This is a genomic window from Streptomyces sp. NPDC056948 (assembly GCF_042674225.1).
GTDB lineage: Bacteria > Actinomycetota > Actinomycetes > Streptomycetales > Streptomycetaceae > Streptomyces > Streptomyces purpurascens.
Genome location: NZ_JBHUQX010000179.1, coordinates 1 through 17,802, shown reverse-complemented (window position 1 = coordinate 17,802; position 17,802 = coordinate 1). Strand labels below are relative to the sequence as shown.

The 17,802-nt window shown below is 70.6% G+C and carries 18 protein-coding genes, 1 pseudogene and 1 riboswitch; of the genes and pseudogenes, 9 read left to right on the top strand and 10 right to left on the bottom strand.

Annotated elements, in window-relative coordinates; translation table 11 throughout:
• The coding region (locus ACFTZL_RS23130; protein WP_382585931.1) for a S1 family peptidase at nt 1-1,008 on the top strand (1,008 nt) is incomplete at its 5' end.
• Between the two features lie 38 nt (nt 1,009-1,046).
• Here ACFTZL_RS23130 and ACFTZL_RS23125 read toward each other — a convergent pair.
• The 3 genes from ACFTZL_RS23125 to ACFTZL_RS23115 all read right to left on the bottom strand — a co-directional run bounded on the left by ACFTZL_RS23125 (nt 1,047) and on the right by ACFTZL_RS23115 (nt 3,374).
• Nucleotides 1,047-1,871, bottom strand: coding sequence for an EamA family transporter (locus tag ACFTZL_RS23125; protein WP_382585928.1), 825 nt, complete (start codon nt 1,869-1,871; stop codon nt 1,047-1,049).
• 56 nt (nt 1,872-1,927) lie between these two features.
• Nucleotides 1,928-2,113, bottom strand: a complete 186-nt coding sequence (locus ACFTZL_RS23120; RefSeq protein ID WP_382585925.1) for a hypothetical protein — start codon at nt 2,111-2,113, stop codon at nt 1,928-1,930.
• 100 nt (nt 2,114-2,213) lie between these two features.
• A complete protein-coding gene (locus tag ACFTZL_RS23115) occupies nt 2,214-3,374 on the bottom strand; it encodes an ROK family protein (RefSeq protein WP_382585922.1) in 1,161 nt (386 codons plus the stop codon).
• Nucleotides 3,375-3,545: 171 nt separating this feature from the next.
• Between ACFTZL_RS23115 and ACFTZL_RS23110 the strand changes: the two genes are divergently transcribed.
• The 4 genes from ACFTZL_RS23110 to ACFTZL_RS23095 are packed head-to-tail and all read left to right on the top strand — an operon-like array spanning nt 3,546 to nt 8,040.
• The gene (locus ACFTZL_RS23110) at nt 3,546-4,511 is read left to right on the top strand and encodes a carbohydrate ABC transporter permease (RefSeq protein WP_382585919.1); all 966 of its coding nucleotides are present in this window, start codon (nt 3,546-3,548) and stop codon (nt 4,509-4,511) included.
• A 17-nt stretch (nt 4,512-4,528) separates the two neighbouring features.
• On the top strand, nt 4,529-5,458 hold the full coding sequence (locus ACFTZL_RS23105) for a carbohydrate ABC transporter permease (protein ID WP_382585916.1): 930 nt from the start codon (nt 4,529-4,531) through the stop codon (nt 5,456-5,458).
• A 10-nt stretch (nt 5,459-5,468) separates the two neighbouring features.
• Entirely contained in the window at nt 5,469-6,812 is a 1,344-nt protein-coding gene (locus tag ACFTZL_RS23100) for an ABC transporter substrate-binding protein (protein ID WP_382585913.1), read from the top strand.
• 28 nt (nt 6,813-6,840) lie between these two features.
• A complete protein-coding gene (locus ACFTZL_RS23095; protein WP_382585934.1) occupies nt 6,841-8,040 on the top strand; it encodes a Gfo/Idh/MocA family protein in 1,200 nt (399 codons plus the stop codon).
• 27 nt (nt 8,041-8,067) lie between these two features.
• On the opposite strand, the gene ACFTZL_RS23090 is transcribed toward ACFTZL_RS23095, so the two are convergent.
• From ACFTZL_RS23090 to ACFTZL_RS23070, 5 genes are all read right to left on the bottom strand, one after another.
• Complete coding sequence (locus tag ACFTZL_RS23090; protein WP_382585910.1) at nt 8,068-8,763, bottom strand: L,D-transpeptidase family protein; 696 nt, start codon at nt 8,761-8,763, stop codon at nt 8,068-8,070.
• A gap of 167 nt (nt 8,764-8,930) precedes the next feature.
• Entirely contained in the window at nt 8,931-9,716 is a 786-nt protein-coding gene (locus ACFTZL_RS23085; protein WP_382585907.1) for an SDR family NAD(P)-dependent oxidoreductase, read from the bottom strand.
• A 28-nt stretch (nt 9,717-9,744) separates the two neighbouring features.
• Nucleotides 9,745-10,659 (bottom strand): SDR family oxidoreductase, encoded by a 915-nt coding sequence (locus ACFTZL_RS23080; protein ID WP_382585904.1) that lies wholly within the window; start codon nt 10,657-10,659, stop codon nt 9,745-9,747.
• 90 nt (nt 10,660-10,749) lie between these two features.
• Nucleotides 10,750-11,379 carry an MBL fold metallo-hydrolase gene (locus ACFTZL_RS23075; protein ID WP_382585901.1) on the bottom strand — a complete coding sequence of 210 codons (630 nt, stop codon included), beginning with the start codon at nt 11,377-11,379 and terminating at the stop codon, nt 10,750-10,752.
• Nucleotides 11,379-12,467, bottom strand: coding sequence for an S-(hydroxymethyl)mycothiol dehydrogenase (locus ACFTZL_RS23070; protein ID WP_382585898.1), 1,089 nt, complete (start codon nt 12,465-12,467; stop codon nt 11,379-11,381). The genes ACFTZL_RS23075 and ACFTZL_RS23070 overlap by 1 nt, the downstream gene beginning before the upstream one ends.
• A 182-nt stretch (nt 12,468-12,649) precedes the next feature.
• Here ACFTZL_RS23070 and ACFTZL_RS23065 point away from each other — a divergent pair, with 182 nt between their 5' ends.
• The 3 genes from ACFTZL_RS23065 (at nt 12,650) to ACFTZL_RS23055 (ending at nt 15,881) form a co-directional block, all read left to right on the top strand.
• Complete coding sequence (locus ACFTZL_RS23065) at nt 12,650-14,404, top strand: ABC transporter ATP-binding protein (RefSeq protein WP_382585895.1); 1,755 nt, start codon at nt 12,650-12,652, stop codon at nt 14,402-14,404.
• Between the two features lie 124 nt (nt 14,405-14,528).
• Nucleotides 14,529-14,894 carry a nuclear transport factor 2 family protein gene (locus ACFTZL_RS23060; protein ID WP_184586976.1) on the top strand — a complete coding sequence of 122 codons (366 nt, stop codon included), beginning with the start codon at nt 14,529-14,531 and terminating at the stop codon, nt 14,892-14,894.
• A 22-nt stretch (nt 14,895-14,916) separates the two neighbouring features.
• Nucleotides 14,917-15,001: riboswitch (ZMP/ZTP riboswitch) on the top strand.
• Between the two features lie 22 nt (nt 15,002-15,023).
• Complete coding sequence (locus ACFTZL_RS23055; protein WP_382585891.1) at nt 15,024-15,881, top strand: bifunctional 5,10-methylenetetrahydrofolate dehydrogenase/5,10-methenyltetrahydrofolate cyclohydrolase; 858 nt, start codon at nt 15,024-15,026, stop codon at nt 15,879-15,881.
• On the opposite strand, the gene ACFTZL_RS23050 is transcribed toward ACFTZL_RS23055, so the two are convergent.
• Complete coding sequence (locus ACFTZL_RS23050; protein WP_382585888.1) at nt 15,882-16,880, bottom strand: CU044_5270 family protein; 999 nt, start codon at nt 16,878-16,880, stop codon at nt 15,882-15,884. It lies immediately after the preceding gene.
• A 95-nt stretch (nt 16,881-16,975) separates the two neighbouring features.
• Nucleotides 16,976-17,527: an RNA polymerase sigma factor gene (locus tag ACFTZL_RS23045; protein WP_382585885.1), complete on the bottom strand. Its 552-nt coding sequence runs from the start codon at nt 17,525-17,527 to the stop codon at nt 16,976-16,978.
• A gap of 63 nt (nt 17,528-17,590) precedes the next feature.
• Between ACFTZL_RS23045 and ACFTZL_RS23040 the strand changes: the two are divergent.
• Nucleotides 17,591-17,802, top strand: a pseudogene (locus ACFTZL_RS23040) (cytochrome ubiquinol oxidase subunit I); the annotation flags it as partial.

Genomic DNA, 17,802 nt, shown 5'->3' with positions numbered 1-17,802 from the left:
ACGTCGACGCTGCGTTCGGCACCACGGGTGGCCGGGACCTCCTGGGCCCTGGACTACCAGAGCAACCAGGTGGTGGTGCGGGGCGACAGCACCGTCTCCGCCGCCGACTGGTCCCGTATGACCGAGGTCGCGGACGGCATCGGCGGCTTCGTGCGCATGGAGCGCACCGAGGGCACCTTCACGACGCGGATCAACGGCGCGAAGCCGATCCTGTCGACCGCCGGGCGCTGTTCGGCGGGCTTCAACGTGACCGACGGGACGACCGACTACATCCTCACGGCAGGACACTGCGGACCCGACGGTTCCGTCTGGTTCTCCGACGACCGGGGCCGCGATCAGGTCGGCACATCGCTGAAGGGGAGCTTTCCCGGCGACGACTACTCCCTGGTGAAGTACGACAGCGGTCGCGCGGGCAAGGGCGCGGAGGTCGTGGCGGTCGGCGAGGACGAGGGCGTGCGGATCACGGGTGTGGCCGATGCCGAGGTCGGGGAGAAGATCTTCCGCAGCGGCAGCACCAGCGGCCTGCGCGAGGGTGAGGTGACCGCGCTGAACGCCACGGTCAACTACCCCGAGGGCACGGTCACCGGGCTGATCGAGACGAACGTGTGCGCCGAACCGGGCGACAGCGGTGGCCCGATGTTCGCCGACGGCATCGCGCTCGGCGTGACCTCGGGCGGCAGCGGGGACTGCGCCGCGGGCGGTACGACGTTCTTCCAGCCGGTGACGAAGGCGCTGACCGAGCTGGGGGTCAAGCTGATCGTGGCCAAGCAGGCCGGTGGCACCGCACCCGCGCCGTCGGCCTCGGGCGCCGCTTCGCCCGGCTCGTCGGCGCCGGTGACGGGCGAGGACGTGTCGAGCCTGCTGACCCGCATCTCCGACCCGCGCAATGTCGGCCCCGGTCTGCTGGTCATCGCGGGCAGTCTCCTCGCTCTGGTGGCGACCCGCTGGATCCGCTCGGAGCAGGACCGCAAGGCGTACCGGCAGTACTACTCGGCCACTTGGGGGTGATGGCGGGACACGGGGGTGCGCCTCGGCGGGTGTCCCCCTCAACCCAGGGTGAGCAGGACCGTCGCGACTCCCGCCCCCAGCAGCCCCATCGTCTGGCGGCGGCTGATCCGCTCGTGCAGAAGCGCGAGGCCGAGGATGACGGGCAGGGCCGGGTAGAGGGAGGCGAGGACGACGGCGACGGCCAGCAACTGCCGCTGGGCGGCGAGCAGATACAGGACGAGGCCGAGTGCGGCGCCGGCGCCGATGAGGAGGGCCTGGGCGCAGCGCACCGGCGGCAGCTTCAGCCGGCGGGCGTGGCGTGCGGCGTCCGGCAGGAGGACGAGGACGGCGGCGACACGGCCCGCGGCGACGGGCCACAGCCCGCTTTCCGGACCGGCCTGGCCGAGGGCGAGGTACTGCACGGCCACGCCCGCGCTGGCGAGCAGTCCGTCCGCTGTTCCTTTCCCCGCACCGGCCCTGCCTCCGGAGACGAACCACAGGGCGGGCACCGTGACGGCGATGCCGAGCCAGGCCAGGGTGCCCGGACGGTCGCCGAGGACGAGCACCCCGCACAGCACCGACAGCGCGACGCCGGTGACGGCGCTCACGGGCACCACGACCGTCATCGCACCGCGGCTCAGCCCACGGTTGAGGAACCGCATGGCGAAGCCGCTGCCGACGCCGGACAACGCTCCCCACAGCAGGTCGGCCGTGTGGACGGCGTCGGCGGGCATGAGGAGCACGGCGGCGCAGGCGAGCAGCAGCCCGCCCAACTGGCCGAAGAAGGTGACGGCGGCGTGGTGGATGTGCCGGGACAGCAGGCCGCCGGCGAAGTCTACGATGCCGTAGCAGACGGCCGAGGCAAGTGCGAGAAGGGCACCCATTGGATCAGGGGTGCCCCGGGACGAGGGTCCGACGCGTCAGCGGACCTGGATGACGCTCAGGCCGCCGGCACGGACTGCGGAGCCGCGGCGGCCCACTCCAGGACGAGCCGCTGGTACTCCTCACGCTGCTCGACGCTCAGTGTCCCGCCCGACCGGCGCCACAGGGCCCGGATCTCCTCGTTGACCTCGTCAGCCGATCGCTCGGAAGAGGTTTCAACAGTGGTGGACATGCTGTGAAGCATACGGTCCCGGACGTGAAGGCGATGTGAGCAATCTCGAGCCAATCGGGCATTCCGGACAGTGTTGCTGATCACGTCCATCTCCCGGTAAACGTGAGGGTGTTCACGCTTCGGCCGATCCCAGGACCAGTACCTTGATAGCCAACACGGCCGCGCCGCGCGCCCAGTCGTGAAAATCGGACACTTTCGTCTCGAGGTCGACCGGGGCGGCCAGGGGGTGCCGGTTGTCGCGGATGGCCTCCTCGACCGTCTTGCCCGCCACATCCATCAGCCCGACCCCCTCCCCCGCGAGCAGGATCTTCTGCGGCATCACGAAGTTGGAGATCTGGGCGACGAGCGTGCCCAGCGCGCGTGCGGCCTCACCGATGACCCGGGCGGGCATCGGGTCCCCGGCGACGGCCAGCGCGAGGATCTCCTCGTAGGTCCGGTCGCGGCCGGTGGCGGCCTGGACCTGGTAGCGGATGTTGGGGATGGTCAGCAGCGAGACGGCGCTGCCGCGCCGGCCGTCCGGGGTGAGCGGGCCACTGGGGTCCACGATCCAGTGACGGCCGAAGCCGCGGTCCTCCTCGGCACAGGACACCCGCTTGCCGCTCAGGACGAGCCCGTAGCCGATGCCTGCGCCGATGGTGAGGACCGCGAAGCGGTCCAGGCCGCGTCCGGCGCCGAACCAGGTCTCGGCCTCGACCAGGGCGGCGACGTCGTTCTCGACGACCACGGGCAGTTGGGTGCGCTCCTCGACGAGTTCGGCGAGGGGGACGTCCCGCCACAGCAGGAAGGGGGACTCACCGACCACGGCACGGTCCTGCACGAACCCGCCGACCCCGATACCGATCCCGGCGAGCCGGGGGTGTTCGGCGGCCAGTTCGGCGGTCATCGCGCCGAGCATGTCGGCGACCCCGGCGGGGTCGTGGGTGGTGAGCGGACGGTCGTAGTGGGCGACGATGTGGCTGCGGAGCGTGGTGACGACGCAGTAGACCGTATCCTCGGTGATCTTGAAGCCGAGGAAGGACCCGGAGTCGGCGACGACGTCCAGCGGCTGTGAGGGGCGACCCTGGCGGGCCTCCGCCGGCGCTCCGGCCTCGGCCACCTCGATCAGCAGGTTCGACTCGATCAGCGGCTTGGTCAGCCGGGTGAGGCTGCCGGCCGACAGACCCAGCCTCCGGGCGAGCTCGGTCCGGGACAGCGGGCCGTGGACGAGCACTTCGATCGCCACGGAGCGCTCCCCCGCGCTCAGCGGCAGCCAGCCGGCGGTGCCTGCGGTCATGTACGTCCGACTCCCCTCAGCCTTTTTTTCGCACTGAAACCAACATGACCACTCTACGGCGATGAAGGTTCCTGCGAAAAGATGTTTGCGCACCCCTTGACGCAGCAATTGTTTCGCGCCAAAAGTAAGTCCCGCCAGAGGACGAGCCGCCGTATGCGAGGGAGTCGCCCGATGACCATCGCCTCCAGCAGTCCTCCGTCGCGTCTGCCCGCAGGCGGCGCCACGGAGGCACGCAGCAAACCCAGGACACGCCGGACCGAGGTGGGGGGCAACCGGGGAGACGGACGGCTGGCCGCGGTGTTCATCGCGCCGGCGCTGCTCGGCTTCGTGGTCTTCCTGCTCTGGCCGACGCTCCGGGGCATCTATCTGAGCTTCACCCGCTTCAACCTGCTGACGCCGGCGGAGTGGGTGGGCCTGGACAACTACGTCCGCATGGTCAACGACCCCATCTTCTGGGACTCGATGACGGTCACCGTCTGGTACGTCGTCATCAACATCGGCGTCCAGACGGTCGCGGCGCTCGCCATGGCCGTCCTGCTGCAGCGGCTGACCCAGTCGGCGATGCTGCGCGGGATCGTGCTCACGCCGTACCTGATGTCGAACGTCGTGGCCGGCCTCGTCTGGCTCTGGATCCTCGACACGCAGCTCGGCATCGGCAACGAGATCATCAGCGCCCTCGGCGCCGACCGCATCCCGTTCCTCGCCGACGAGACCTGGGCGATCCCGACCATCGCGCTGATCAACGTGTGGCGGCACGTCGGATACACCGCCCTGCTGCTGTTCGCCGGTCTCCAGGCGATCCCGAACGAGATGTACGAGGCGGCCAGGGTGGACGGCGCGAGCGAGTGGCGGATGTTCTGGCGGATCACCATGCCGCTGCTGCGGCCGGTGCTCGCGGTCGTGCTGATCATGACGATGATCGGGTCGTTCCAGGTGTTCGACACCGTCGCGGTGACCACCGCCGGCGGTCCGGCCAACGCGACCAACGTGCTCCAGTTCTACATCTACGGATCCGCCTTCGGGCGCTTCCAGTTCGGCTACGCCTCGGCCATGTCCGTCGCCCTGCTGGTCGTGCTGAGCGCGATCACCATCCTCCAGTACCGGCTCACCCGGGCCGGCCGGACCGACCTCGGCTGACGGAAGGAGACATCCGCATGACTGCCGTGACGACCACGACCACAACGCCGTCGGCCCTGCGACCGGTCCGGCGCAGGTTCCCCTTCGGGCGAGCCGCCGCCTGGACCGTGATGGGACTGATCGTCCTCATCACCCTGCTGCCGTTCTACTGGATCCTGCGCACCGCGCTCTCCACCAACGCCGGCCTCAACGCCGACCCGACCAACCCGCTGCCGGTGGACCTCACCACGAGCGGATTCGAGCGGGCCCTGGGAATGCAGTCGGCCGAGGAGGCCGTCAAACAGGGCGGCGCGGGCGGCGGGCTCGACTTCTGGCGCTACCTGCTCAACTCGGTACTGGTGTCGACCCTGATCACCGGCTGTCAGATCTTCTTCTCCGCGATGGCCGCGTACGCCTTCTCGCGGCTGCGCTGGCGGGGCCGGGACAAGGTGTTCGGCCTGTTCCTGGCCGGGATGATGGTGCCGGCCATCTTCACGCTGCTGCCGAACTTCGTGCTCATCAAGCAACTGCACCTGATCGACACGCTCCTCGGTATCGCGCTGCCCACCATGTTCATGACGCCGTTCGCGGTGTTCTTCCTGCGGCAGTTCTTCATGAACATCCCCAGCGAGGTCGAGGAGGCCGCGCTGCTCGACGGCGCCGGGAAGATCAAGATCTTCTTCCGGGTGGTGCTGCCGATGGCGTCCACGCCCGTCATCACGCTGGGCGTGCTGACGTACATCACCTCCTGGAACGACTACTTCTGGCCGCTGATGGTCTCCTACAGCGACAGCTCGCGCGTGCTCACCGTGGCGCTGGCGGTCTTCCGGGCGCAGACCCCGGCGACCGGCGTCGACTGGTCCGGGCTCATGGCGGCGACGCTGATCGCCGCGCTGCCGATGCTGGTGCTGTTCGCCTGCTTCGCGCGCCGCATCGTCAGCTCCATCGGCTTCACCGGGATCAAGTAAGGGGACTGGGATGCGAATTCGTACGCTCGTCGCGGCGACCGGAGCGCTGGCGCTGTCCCTGGTCAGCGGATGCGCCCAGGGCGGCGCCGCCGGATCCTCCGCGAACACGGTCACGTACTGGCTGTGGGACGCCAACCAGCTGCCCGCCTACCAGGCCTGTGCCAAGGGGTTCGAGAAGGAGAACCCCGGACTGAAGGTGAAGATCACGCAGTTGGGCTGGAGCGACTACTGGACCAAGCTCACCGCCGGGTTCATCGCGGGCACCGCCCCGGACGTGTTCACCGACCACATCCAGAACTTCGGCCAGTTCGCCGATCTGAAGGTCCTCGAACCGCTCGACGACCTCGGCATCAAGGACTCCGACTACCAGCCGGGCCTCGCCGCCAACTGGGTCGGCAAGGACGGCCACCGCTACGGAACACCCAAGGACTGGGACACCGTCGCGCTGTTCTACAACTCGAAGATGGCCGAGGACGCCGGGCTCAGCGCCGCACAACTGGGCGACCTGTCCTGGAACCCGAAGGACGGCGGCACCTTCGAGAAGACCATCGCCCACCTCACGATCGACAAGAAGGGCAAGCGGGGCGACGAGCCGGGCTTCGACAAGAACAACGTCAAGGTGTACGGCATGGCCACGGGCGGCGGCGGCTTCGGCGACGGCCAGACGCAGTGGAGCCCCTTCACCGGCTCCGCCGGGTGGAACTACCTGAACAAGGCGCGCTGGGGCACGAAGTACCAGTACGACAGCAAGACCTTCCAGTCGGCCGTCAAGTGGTACTTCGGCCTGGCGAAGAAGGGCTACATGCCGCCCCTGTCGGACTACAACATCCAGTCCAACCAGCAGAACACGCAGGTCGCGGCGGGGAAGGCGGCCACCGCGTTCGACGGGGCCTGGATGATCTCCACCTACACGGGCTTCAAGGGCCGGGACATCAAGACCGCCCGGACGCCGGTCGGGCCGACCGGCAAGCGCGCCACCATGATGAACGGCCTCGCCGACTCCGTCACGAAGGCCTCCAAGAACAAGCCGGGCGCCAAGAAGTGGGTGGCGTATCTGGCCTCGGACAAGTGCCAGACCGTCGTCGGCAAGTACGGCGTCGTCTTCCCCGCCACCGCGGCCGGGACCGAGGCCGCCGTCGCCGCGTACCGGAAGAAGGGCATCGACGTCTCGTCGTTCACCGAACCCGTGGCCGACAAGAAGCACTCCCGGACGTTCTCGTACCCGATCGCCAGCTACTCCGCGGACATGACGGCGCTCATGCAGCCGGCGATGGAGGACATCTACGGCAACGGAAAGCCCGTCAGCAGCCTCGACCAGACCAACGACCAGATCAACCTGATCCTCTCGCAGTGATCACCGCACAGTGAAGGGCATGCCACACATGACGTTCTCCATCGGCATCGTCGGTGCCGGACAGTTCTCGGGCCAGTTCGCCACCCTGTTCCAGGCCCACCCCGGCGTCAGCGACGTCTACGTCACCGACCTGCTGCCCGAGAGGGCCGAACAACTCGTCGCCGCGCAGGGCCTCGCCGGCGCGTTCCCGTCGTACCAGGCCATGCTGGAGTCGGAGGACGTCGACGCGGTCGCGATCTTCACCCAGCGCTGGACGCACGGCCCGCTGGTGCTCCAGGGCCTCAACGCCGGCAAGCACGTGTACTCCGCGGTCCCCATGGCGATCAGCACGGAGGAGATCGCGGCGATCATCGACACGGTCAAGGCCACCGGCCTGACCTACATGATGGGCGAGACCAGCGAGTACAACCCGGCGACCGTCCATGCCCGCAACCAGATCGCCGAGGGCGCCTTCGGGCGGCTCTTCTACGCCGAGGGCGACTACGTCCACGACATGGACCTGGGCTTCTACGACGCCTACCAGTACAGCGGCGGCGAGAACTGGAAGGCCACCGCCAGCTATCCCCCGCTGCTGTACCCGACGCACGCGATCGGCGGGGTGCTGGGCGCCTGGCAGACGCACGCCGTCAGCGTGTCGGCGATCGGTGTCCTCGACGACCGGGGCGACGGCGTCTTCGACAAGGACATCAGCCAGTTCGGCAACGACTTCTCCAACGCCACCGCGCTGTTCGAGGTCGCCGGCGGCGGCTCGTTCCGTACGAACGAGTTCCGGCGGGTCGGCTACCCCTCGCACATCCGGGAGTCGCGCTTCCGCTTCTTCGGCACCGAGGCGAGCATGGAGCAGCTCGCCACGGTCGCCCTGTGGCAGGACAAGCAGGGGGTGAAGGACATCAGCGAGCTGCTGGAGCCCAAGCCCACCATGGCTCCCGACGATCCGTCGCTGCAGCACATCGCGCCGGAGCTGCGGGCCGCCTTCACCTCCGGGTCGGCGCCCGTGCACGACCGTGAGCGGCTGCCGAGGGAGTTCGACCACCTGCACAACGGCCACGAGGGCAGCCACCACTTCCTGGTGGACGACTTCGTGACCGCCGTCAATTCGCGCACCCTGCCGTCGGTGAACGCGTGGGTGGCCGCCCGCTACACCTTGCCGGGCATCGTCGCGCACGAGTCCGCGCGGCAGGGCGGGGTACGGCTCGAGATCCCGGACTTCGGGGACGCGCCCCAGTAGAGGGCCGTGCGGGCCGGGTGCCTGGGATCAGGTGCCCGGCTTGCGGCCGTACACGAAGACGTCGTCGCCCTTCTTCAGCAGCGACCAGTACTTCTTGGCGTCGGTCTTCGTCATGTTGGTGCAGCCGTGCGAGCCCGGCGGGTTCCACATACTGACGCCGACCGAGTGGAAGGCCTGACCACCGTCGAAGAACTGGGCGTAGGGCATCGGCACGTCGTAGATCGACGAGACGTGGTCGATGTTGCGCCAGTAGATCTTCTTCAGGCCGGTGCGGGTCTCGTACCCGTCGCGACCGGTGCGGACCGGGACGGGGCCGTAGACGAGCTTCTTGCCGTCCTGGATCCAGCTCAGCTGGAGGGTCAGGTTCACGCAGGCGATCCGGCCCTTGTTCACCGGGCACTTGCCGTCCTTGTTGGGGTTCTTCCCGACGGCCTTCTGCTTCTGCATCAGGTCCATCACGCCCCAGGTGACCGGACCGGCGTAGCCGGCGTTCGGGGAGATGCCGTGCTTGGTCTGGAAGGCACGGATCGCCTTGCAGTCGGTGGCGGACTGCTTGCCGTCGACCGGACGGCCGAGGAACTTCTCCACCTGCTTCTGGTGCGGGCCGGTCTGCGTGGTGCAGCTCGCGGCCTGCGCCGGGGTGGCGCCGAGCGCGAGTGTGAGCGGTGCCACCAGGCCGGTGATCCCGAGTGCGACGGCTCCCCGTCTGCGTACGTCCCCCATGGCTGGTCAGCCCTTTCGCGGAGTTGGTCTACGGTGTTCTGCCAGCTAGACGGGCGAAGGGCGGCTTCGGTTGTGCGGGGGTGCGGCCTGCGACGAAACGGTGACATACCTCACCGCGCGGCGACCGGGCGGAAGGGGCTGCCGCGACAGGGCCGCTCTTGAGGCCGCTATGGGCGCAGGGCTTCGTGGAAGGCCGTGTGGACGGCCGTGAGGCCGCCGTCGACGGTCAGGGTGGTGCCGGTGATCCAGGAGGCGTCGGGCGAGGCGAGGAAGGTGACGGCCGCCGCGATGTCCTCCGGTTCGCCGACCCGGCCCAGGGGGTAGAGCCGGCGCAGCGCTTCCAGGTCCTCGTCGCGGCCCTCCCAGGCGGTGGTGCGGACGGTGCCCGGCACCACCAGGTTGACGCGGACACCGCGCGCGGCGGCGTGCCCGGCGAGGGTGCGGGTCAGGGAGCCCAGGCCGGCCTTGGCGGCGCTGTAGGCGTGGTTGCCGAAGTCCTGCAGGCCGTTGACCGAGCCGATGGAGACGACGGCGCCACGGCCCGAGGCGGCCAGGTGCGGCAGCGCGGCACGGCAGCAGCGGTACGCGCCGGACAGGGTGACGTCGAGGTCGCGCGCCCACGACTCGTCCGGTTCGTCCTCGAAGAGGGGCGCGTCGGGCGAGCAGTGGGCGGCGCCGTTGACCAGCACGTCGAGCGAGCCGAAGGTGTCCACGGCGTGGGCGACGGCGGCCTCGACCGCCGCCCGGTCGGCCACGTCGCACCCGAGCCCCTCTGCGGTGAGCCCCTGGTCCCGCAGGGCCCGCGCGGTCCGGGTGGCCGCGGCCGGGTCCTGGTCGGCCACCAGGACCCGCGCGCCCTCCCCCGCGAACCGGCGGGCGGTGGCGGCGCCGATGCCGCGTGCCCCGCCGGTGATGAGAACCCCGTACCCCTCGAAGCGCCTGGTGTCCGTCATGGGCCGACCGTACTGCCCCGGGGGTGACTCAGCGGTAGCCGCTCGTGTCGGCCGGCTTGCCCGCGTCCTGGACCTCGACGAGGTAGCGCCACGCGTCCGGGCGGCTGCCGTCGAGGTCGGTGAAGCCGTACACCTGGGCGAGGCCGCCGCTGGAGAGGGACTGGCCGTTCCAGCGCGCCACGTCCGGGTCGGCGGCGAGCGCGGCCACGGCCCGTCCGACGTAGCGCGGGGTCTCCGAGATGGCGAAGTGCGGGACGCGCTCCAAGGCGTCGCGCCAGTTCTCCTCCTGTACGCCGAAGGTATCCAGCATGATCTCCGAGCGCAGCCAGCCGGGCGTGAGGGCGACGGCTGTGGCGCCGCGCGAAGCGAGCTCGTGGCCGAGGGAGAAGGCCATGCGCAGGACGGACGCCTTGGCGAGATCGTAGAAGAAGTTCACACGGTAGTTGTCGCCGTTGTAGTCGGCGGTGCCGTCGGTGACCTCGACGACCAGGCCGCCGGGGTGGCGCAGCAGCAGGGGCAAGGCGTGGTGGCTGGTGATCGCGTGTGTCTCGACGGCGAGACGGAGCAGGTGCAGGCCGTTGTCGAGGTCGTGCTCCCAGACCGGGACGTCCCACCCGAAGAGCTTCTCGCCGCCCCAGATGTCGTTGACGAGGACGTCGAGGCGGCCCTGTTCCTCGTCGATCCGCTCCACGAGGGTGCGGACCTGCGCCGGGTCGAGGTGGTCGGTGGGTACGGCGATGCCCTGTCCGCCTGCCTCGGTGACCAGGTCGGCGGTGTCCTCGATGGTCTCGGGCCGGTCGTACTCCGAGCGGCGGGTGCGCGTGCTGCGTCCGGTGACATAGACGGTGGCGCCCGCCGCGCCGAGTTCCACCGCCATGCCCCGTCCGGCGCCTCGGGTCGCACCGGCGACCAGTGCGACCTTGCCCTTCAGTGGAGCTGACATGTCCGACCTCCCGTGACCGTGGCTGCTTGTCGCATTCAGGGTGACGGGTAAGCCGGACATCTTCTGTCGCCTTTTACCGGCGACACGCGGTCAGTGACCCCGGGCGATCCAGTCCTCCAGATTCGGGGCCTCCGCACCGATGGTCGTGGGGTCCCCGTGGCCGGTGAGGACCTTCGTCCCGGGCGGCAGCGTGAGCAGCCGGTCGCGGATCGAGTCGATGATCGTCGGGAAGTGCGAGAAGGACCGGCCGGTGGCGCCGGGGCCGCCCTGGAACAGCGTGTCGCCGGTGAAGACGGTGGCCAGCCCGGGTTCGTACAGACACACCGCGCCGGGCGCGTGCCCCGGGGTGTGCAGGACCCGCAGGTCGGCGCCGCCGGCCTCGATCGTCTGGCCGTCGACCAGCCAGGCGTCGGGCTCCCGGTCCGGGTGGGTCTGCTTCCACAGCGGCAGGTCGTCGTGGTGCAGCCAGATCGTGGCCCCGGTGCGCTCGGCGAGGGCGGGGGCGGCGTCGATGTGGTCGTTGTGGGCGTGGGTGCACACGATGGCCGTGAGCCTGCGGTCCCCGACGGCCCGGGCGATGGCGTCGGCGTCGTGGGCGGCGTCGATGACGATCGCCTCGTGGTCGTCGCCGACGATCCACACGTTGTTGTCGACGTCCCAGGTGCCGCCGTCGAGGCTGAACTGGCCGGAGGTGACGAGGTGTTCGACTCGGGTGGTCATCAGAGCACCACCACCGAGCGCAGCACGTCGCCGTGGTGCATCCGCTCGAACGCCTTCTCCACCTCGTCGAGCTGGATGGTCTCGGTGACGAACGCCCCGAGGTCCAGGCGCCCTTGCAGATGCAGGTCGATCAGCATGGGGAAGTCGCGGGAGGGCAGACAGTCGCCGTACCAGCTCGACTTGAGCGATCCGCCGCGGCCGAAGACGTCGAGCAGCGGCAGTTCGAGCTTCATGTCCGGGGTGGGCACGCCGACGAGGACGACCGTGCCGGCGAGGTCGCGGGCGTAGAAGGCCTGCTTGTACGTCTCCGGGCGGCCGACCGCCTCGATGACGACGTCGGCGCCGAAGCCGCCGGTGAGCTCGCCGATGGCCTCGACCGGGTCGGTCTCGCGTGAGTTGACGGTGTGGGTGGCGCCCATCGTCCGGGCGGTCTCGAGCTTGCGGTCGTCGATGTCGACGGCGATGATCCGCGCCGCTCCGGCCAGCTGCGACCCGGCGACGGCCGCGTCACCGACGCCGCCGCAGCCGATGACGGCGACCGTGTCGCCCCGGCCGACGTCGCCGGTGTTGATCGCGGCGCCGATGCCGGCCATGACGCCGCAGCCGAGCAGCCCGGCCACCTGCGGGGCGACCTCCGGGGCGACCTTGGTGCACTGCCCGGCCGCGACCAGCGTCTTCTCGGCGAAGGCGCCGATGCCGAGGGCCGGGGAGAGCTCCTGGCCGGTCGAGGCGAGGGTCATCTTCTGCTCGGCGTTGTGGGTGTCGAAGCAGTACCAGGGCCGCCCGCGCAGACAGGCCCGGCACTTCCCGCACACCGCACGCCAGTTGAGGATCACGAAGTCGCCGGGCTCGACGTCGGTGACGCCGTCGCCGACCGCCTCGACCACGCCCGCGGCCTCATGGCCGAGCAGGAACGGGAAGTCGTCGCTGATGCCGCCCTGCTTGTAGTGCAGGTCGGTGTGGCACACCCCGCAGGCCTGGACGCGCACGACCGCCTCTCCGGGGCCGGGGTCGGGGACCACGATCGTCTCGATCCGCACCGGCTCGTCCTTGCCGGGTGCGATCACACCGCGTACTTCCTGCGCCATCGCGCTGACTCCTTCGTCGGCCGGGGTCCGTCCCTTCCGACCCTACGCGCGACTGATCGGTAAGGGGCACGGATCGGCCACCTCAGACGCATGATCACGAGTTCGCGCAGCGCCGAAAAGCCGGGCACCGCACGAGGCCCGCGCCGTAGCCTGAACGCTCCGCCCGACGCCGAAGGAGCGACGTGAGCATCGCAGAGACCGATACCGCCGTGCCTCCCTGGCGGCTGCTCCTCGGATACGTTCGGCCGCATCGCTGGTCCCTGGCCGCCGGTGCCGTGCTCTCGCTGGTCACCGGGGCGACCGGGCTGCTGCTGCCGCTGGTGGCCAAGGGCCTGATCGACGATCTGTCGCACGAGAGGGCCATCACCGGAGCGCTGCTGGCGATGTCGGCGCTGGTGCTGACCAACGCGGTGGTGGGCGCGCTCGGTTCGTACGTGCTGCAGCGCACCGCCGAGTCGGTGGTGCTCGGGGCGCGGCGCGCGCTGTCGTCGTATCTGCTGCGGCTGCGGATCACGGCCGTGGACCGCAGCGAACCCGGGGACCTGATGGCCCGCATCACCTCCGACACCACGCTGCTGCGCCAGGTCACCACCAACTCGCTGGTCGGTCTGGGCACGGGCGGTCTCACACTCGTCGCGACGATCGTGATGATGGGCCTGGTGGATGTCGTGCTGCTGGGCGTCACGCTGGCCGTGATCGCGGGTGCGGGGGTGATCCTCGGCGTGATCGTGCCGCGCATCAACAAGGCGAGCCGGCGGGCGCAGGACGCGGTGGGTGTCATGGGTGCCTCGCTGGAGCGGGTCCTCGGCGCCCTGCGCACCGTGAAGGCCTCCGGTGCCGAGCACCGGGAGGAGAACACGCTGCACGAGGCGGCGCAGGAATCCTGGCGGCAGAGCGTGCGGGCCGCCAAGTGGTCGGCGGCCGCGGGCAACACGGCGGGGCTCTCCATGCAGATCGCCTTCATCACGGTGCTCGCGGTGGGCGGCGCGCGCGTCGCGACCGGCGCCGTCGACGTGGGCACACTGGTCGCGTTCCTGCTGTACGTCTTCTATCTGATGTCGCCGATACAGCAGGTCGTCGGCGCCGTCACGCAGTACCAGACGGGCGCCGCGGCCCTCACCCGCATGCAGGAGGCGCTGAGCCTGCCCGCCGAGCCGTCCGCCCGGTTCGCGCCGCTGCCCTCCCCCGGCGCCCAGCCCGCCGCCCTCGCCTTCGAGGACGTCCGCTTCCGATACGCCGACGACCTGCCCTACGTCCACCACGGCGTGACGTTCGCCGTGCCCGCGCAGGGCATGTCGGCGTTCGTGGGCCCCTCCGGCGCCGGCAAGACCACCGTCTTCTCGCTGATCGAGCGGTTCTACGACCCCAACGCCGGCGTGATCACGCTCGACGGCCGGGACCTGGCCGACTGGGAGCTGCCCCAACTGCGCGCCGCGATCGGCTATGTGGAGCAGGACGCACCGGTCCTGTCGGGCTCCTTGCGGGACAATCTGTTGCTGGGCAACCCGGAGGCGGACGAGGACGCGCTCGCGCGGGTGCTGAAGACGACGCGTCTCGACGGTCTGGTATCCCGCATGCCCGCGGGGCTCGACACGCTCGTGGGGCACCGCGGCACCAAGCTGTCGGGTGGTGAGCGGCAGCGTGTCGCCATCGCCCGCGCCCTGCTGCGCCGCCCCCGGCTGCTGCTGCTCGACGAGGCCACCTCGCAGTTGGACGCGGTGAACGAGGCGGCGCTGCGTGACACCGTCGCGGACGTGTCCCGGACGACCACGGTCCTCGTCGTGGCGCACCGGCTGTCCACGGTGACGATGGCCGACCGGATCGTGGTGATGGACGCGGGCCGGGTCCGGGCCGTCGGCACCCACCGCGAACTCGTGACCTCCGACCCGCTCTACGCGGAGCTGGCGGCGACCCAGTTCCTGGCCGCGGCCGACTGAGCGGTCGTGTCAGGGCCGGTGGCCCTGCTGCGCTTGCCGAGCGTGGCGGGCGGGAGGAGGCTCAAGGGTGAGGCTTCTCGCGGCCCGCTCCCCGTCGGGTCGCGGCCCTTCGAAGGAGGTCATCATGGGAACCGCGGCAGACCCCGCCTTCGACCGAGACACCCTGCGCCGGGGCGTGGAAGGACAGACCCCGGACATCCTGCTCTCCCTCTACGCCGACGACGCGGAGCTCCGCATCGTGGACCGCACGACCCAGCCCAGCCACCCCAAGGTCCTGCACGGCCGGGACGAGATCGGCCGGATGCTGGAGGACGTCTACAGCCGCGACATGACGCACAAGATGGAGCGGTGCATCGTCCAGGGCGACGAGGCCGCCTACAGCGAGAGCTGCGAGTACGCGGACGGCGTGCGCGTCCTGTCCGAGTCCATGATGTCGCTGCGCGGCGGAAAGATCACCGAACAGACCCTGATCCAGGCCTGGGACGAGTAGGAGAATCGGCACCGTTAAAGTGGGGCCGGGCCGTGACTGGCGCTGAGGTGGAGCACCACCGGGGAGCGGTCCCGCGGAGTCAGCTGCCGTGCGCCTGGGCGAAGCAGGACACCAGCCCAGGAGTGGATCATGTCCCAGGCACGGCTCATGGACGGCACCTCGCTCGCCCGGCAGACGGTGGAGCAGGCCGGCAAGCGCGCGGCCGACCTCACCGAACGCACGGGCACGGCACCGTGTCTCGCGACGGTGCTTGTCGGCGAGGACCCCGCGTCCGTCACCTACGTCCGTATGAAGCAGAACCGCTGCCGCAAGGCCGGTATCACCTCGCGGCACGTGACGCTGCCCGCCGCCACGACCACCGAGGAGCTCGTCGCCACGCTCGAGGCACTGTCCGCCGATCCGGGTGTGCACGGCATCCTCCTGCAGCACCCCGTCGGCGAGCACATCGACGAGCGCGCCGCGTTCGAGGCGATCGCGCCCGGGAAGGACGTCGACGGCGTCACCTTCGCCTCCTTCGCAACGATGAGCTTCGGCCTGCCGGGCTTCGTGTCCTGCACGCCCGGCGGGATCATGCGGCTGCTCGACGAGTACGGCGTCGACCCGGCCGGCAAGCGGGCCGTGGTCGTGGGCCGCAGCGCGATCCTCGGCAAGCCGGTCGGCATGCTGCTGCTCGCCCGGGACGCCACGGTCACCTACTGCCACTCGCGCACCCGGGACCTGTCCGCCGCCGTGCGCGAGGCGGACATCGTGGTGGCCGCGGTGGGACGGCCCCGCCTGATCCACGGCCAGGACATCAAGCCCGGCGCCGTCGTGATCGACGCCGGGTACAACGCCGGCAACGTCGGCGATGTCGACTTCGAATCCGCCGTGGAGCGGGCCTCGCTGATCACGCCGGTGCCGGGCGGGGTCGGCCCGATGACGATCGCCACGCTGCTGGAGCAGACCGTGGACGCCGCGGCCCGGCAGCTCGGTCTGCCCGGCGTGTGATCAGCGCATCCAGGCGCTGTACGACATGACGTCGCCCTTCTTGACGCCGTACTCCGGTTCGTCGGCGGTGAAGGTGCTCTCCAGGCCGAGGACGGCACCGGTGGCCGGGTCCGTGATCAGCATGTGGCGGACGCCGGAGCCGTCGTACACGTACGCCTGGCCGCGCCGGCCCAGCCGGTCGGTCACCTGGCCGACCGGCCGCAGTCCCTCGGCGTCGGCCAGGAGCCGGGCGAGCGCCGCCGTCTCCCGGGTGCCGAGGGTCCAGTGGTCGAGCAGTACCTCGACACCGTCCAGCAGTTGGGGCGTGGTCAGCGGCCCGTCGGTGTACTGGGCCTCCGTCAGGTAGGCGCGCAGCCGTGCGGGGTCGTTCGGCGGAGGCGACTGGGGCGGTGCGTCGCTCCAGCTCGGCGGGTAGGTCCGGTCGCTGATGACGTGCCCGTCGTCGACGAGGTGGGGCTCGCCGTCCGCGTCGGAGAGGACCGGGCGGCCCGGATGCCTCGGGTCGGTGGCGACGACGAGCTCGGTGTGGCTGGCATCGGCCCGCCAGCGCACGATGCGTTCCTCGGGCAGGGTGATCGGGGGCTTGTCGTCCGACATGCCCAGGCTCCAGGACTGCACGTGCGTGCCCTTGCGCAGGCGGGGCGAGCCGTCGGCCGCGGCCTGCTGGGCACGTTCGGCCAGCCGGTCCAGGGGCACGGGGGTGGAGCCGGTCTGCACCACCAGCGGGCGGGGCGCGGCGACCGCCGGTGTGGTGTCCGGGCCGCTCAGCACGAGGGTGAGAGTCAGGGCGGCGACGACGGCCGTGGCCACCAGCCCCCAGGCCAGCCGGGGCCGGCCCCGGCCCGGCAGCAGCCGGTCCCGCCGAGGGCCGGCGGGCCGCTCACGCAGCAGACGTTCGAGCCGGCGTTCGGCGTCGTGGTCCAGGGGGCCGTCGCCGAAGTGAGGGCCGTCGTGCGGCACCGGGTTGGCGCTGCGCAGCAGTTCGAGTTCGTCAGCCATGGCCGTGTTCCTTCGGGGCGGTCATGCGGGCGGCGGGCAGGGGACACGGGGCACCGGCCTCGCCGGCCGGGGGAGCCTCGCTCGCGGAAGACGCGTCAGTCATCGTCCCGCCCTCCCACGGAGTGCGCGTCGGCCCTGGCGCGCTCGGGGCCCATGCGGTCGATCTCGGTTCTCAGGCGACGGCGGGCCCGGTGCAGCCGCATGGCGGCGGCCCTGCTGCCGCAGCCCAGGGCGACCGCGACCTCGTCGACGCCGAGTTCCTCCCAGGCCGTCAGGCGCAGCACCTCCTGGTCGGCCGCGGAGAGGCGGGACAGTGCCTCGTGGACCCAGGCGCCGGGTGTGTCGGCCTCGGGTCCCACCGCGATGTGCCGCCCGTGCGCGGTGTCGTCGTTGCCGAGCCGGTCGACGAGCCGGCGGCGGCGTCCGTGGCCGCGTACCGCGTTGGCCAGGCAGTTGCGTGCCACGCCGTACAGCCAGGGCAGCGGGGAGGGCGGCAGGTCGGCCCGGCGCCGCCAGGCGACCGTGAACACCTCCGCCACCACTTCCTCCACCTCACCGGCCCGCCCCTGAAGTCGCCGTGCGACATAGCGGCTGACCGCCCAGTAGTGCTCGCGGTAGGCAGCGGCGAAGCTCTCGTCGTTGCTCATGTCCCGTTCGTGTCCGGCACCTTCTCGATCGTCACACCCGTTTTCGTGATTCTCGTCGCGTCCGTGCAGTGTGACGTCCGGGCGGGGCTCGGACACAGGCGGGGTATGAGGCACCTCAAGTGGCTGACGACCACGGATCACAAGACGATCGGCACGCTGTACCTGGCGACGTCGTTCGCGTTCTTCGTCATCGGCGGTGTGATGGCGCTCTTCATGCGCGCCGAGCTGGCCCGGCCGGGTCTGCAGATCATGTCGAACGAGCAGTTCAACCAGGC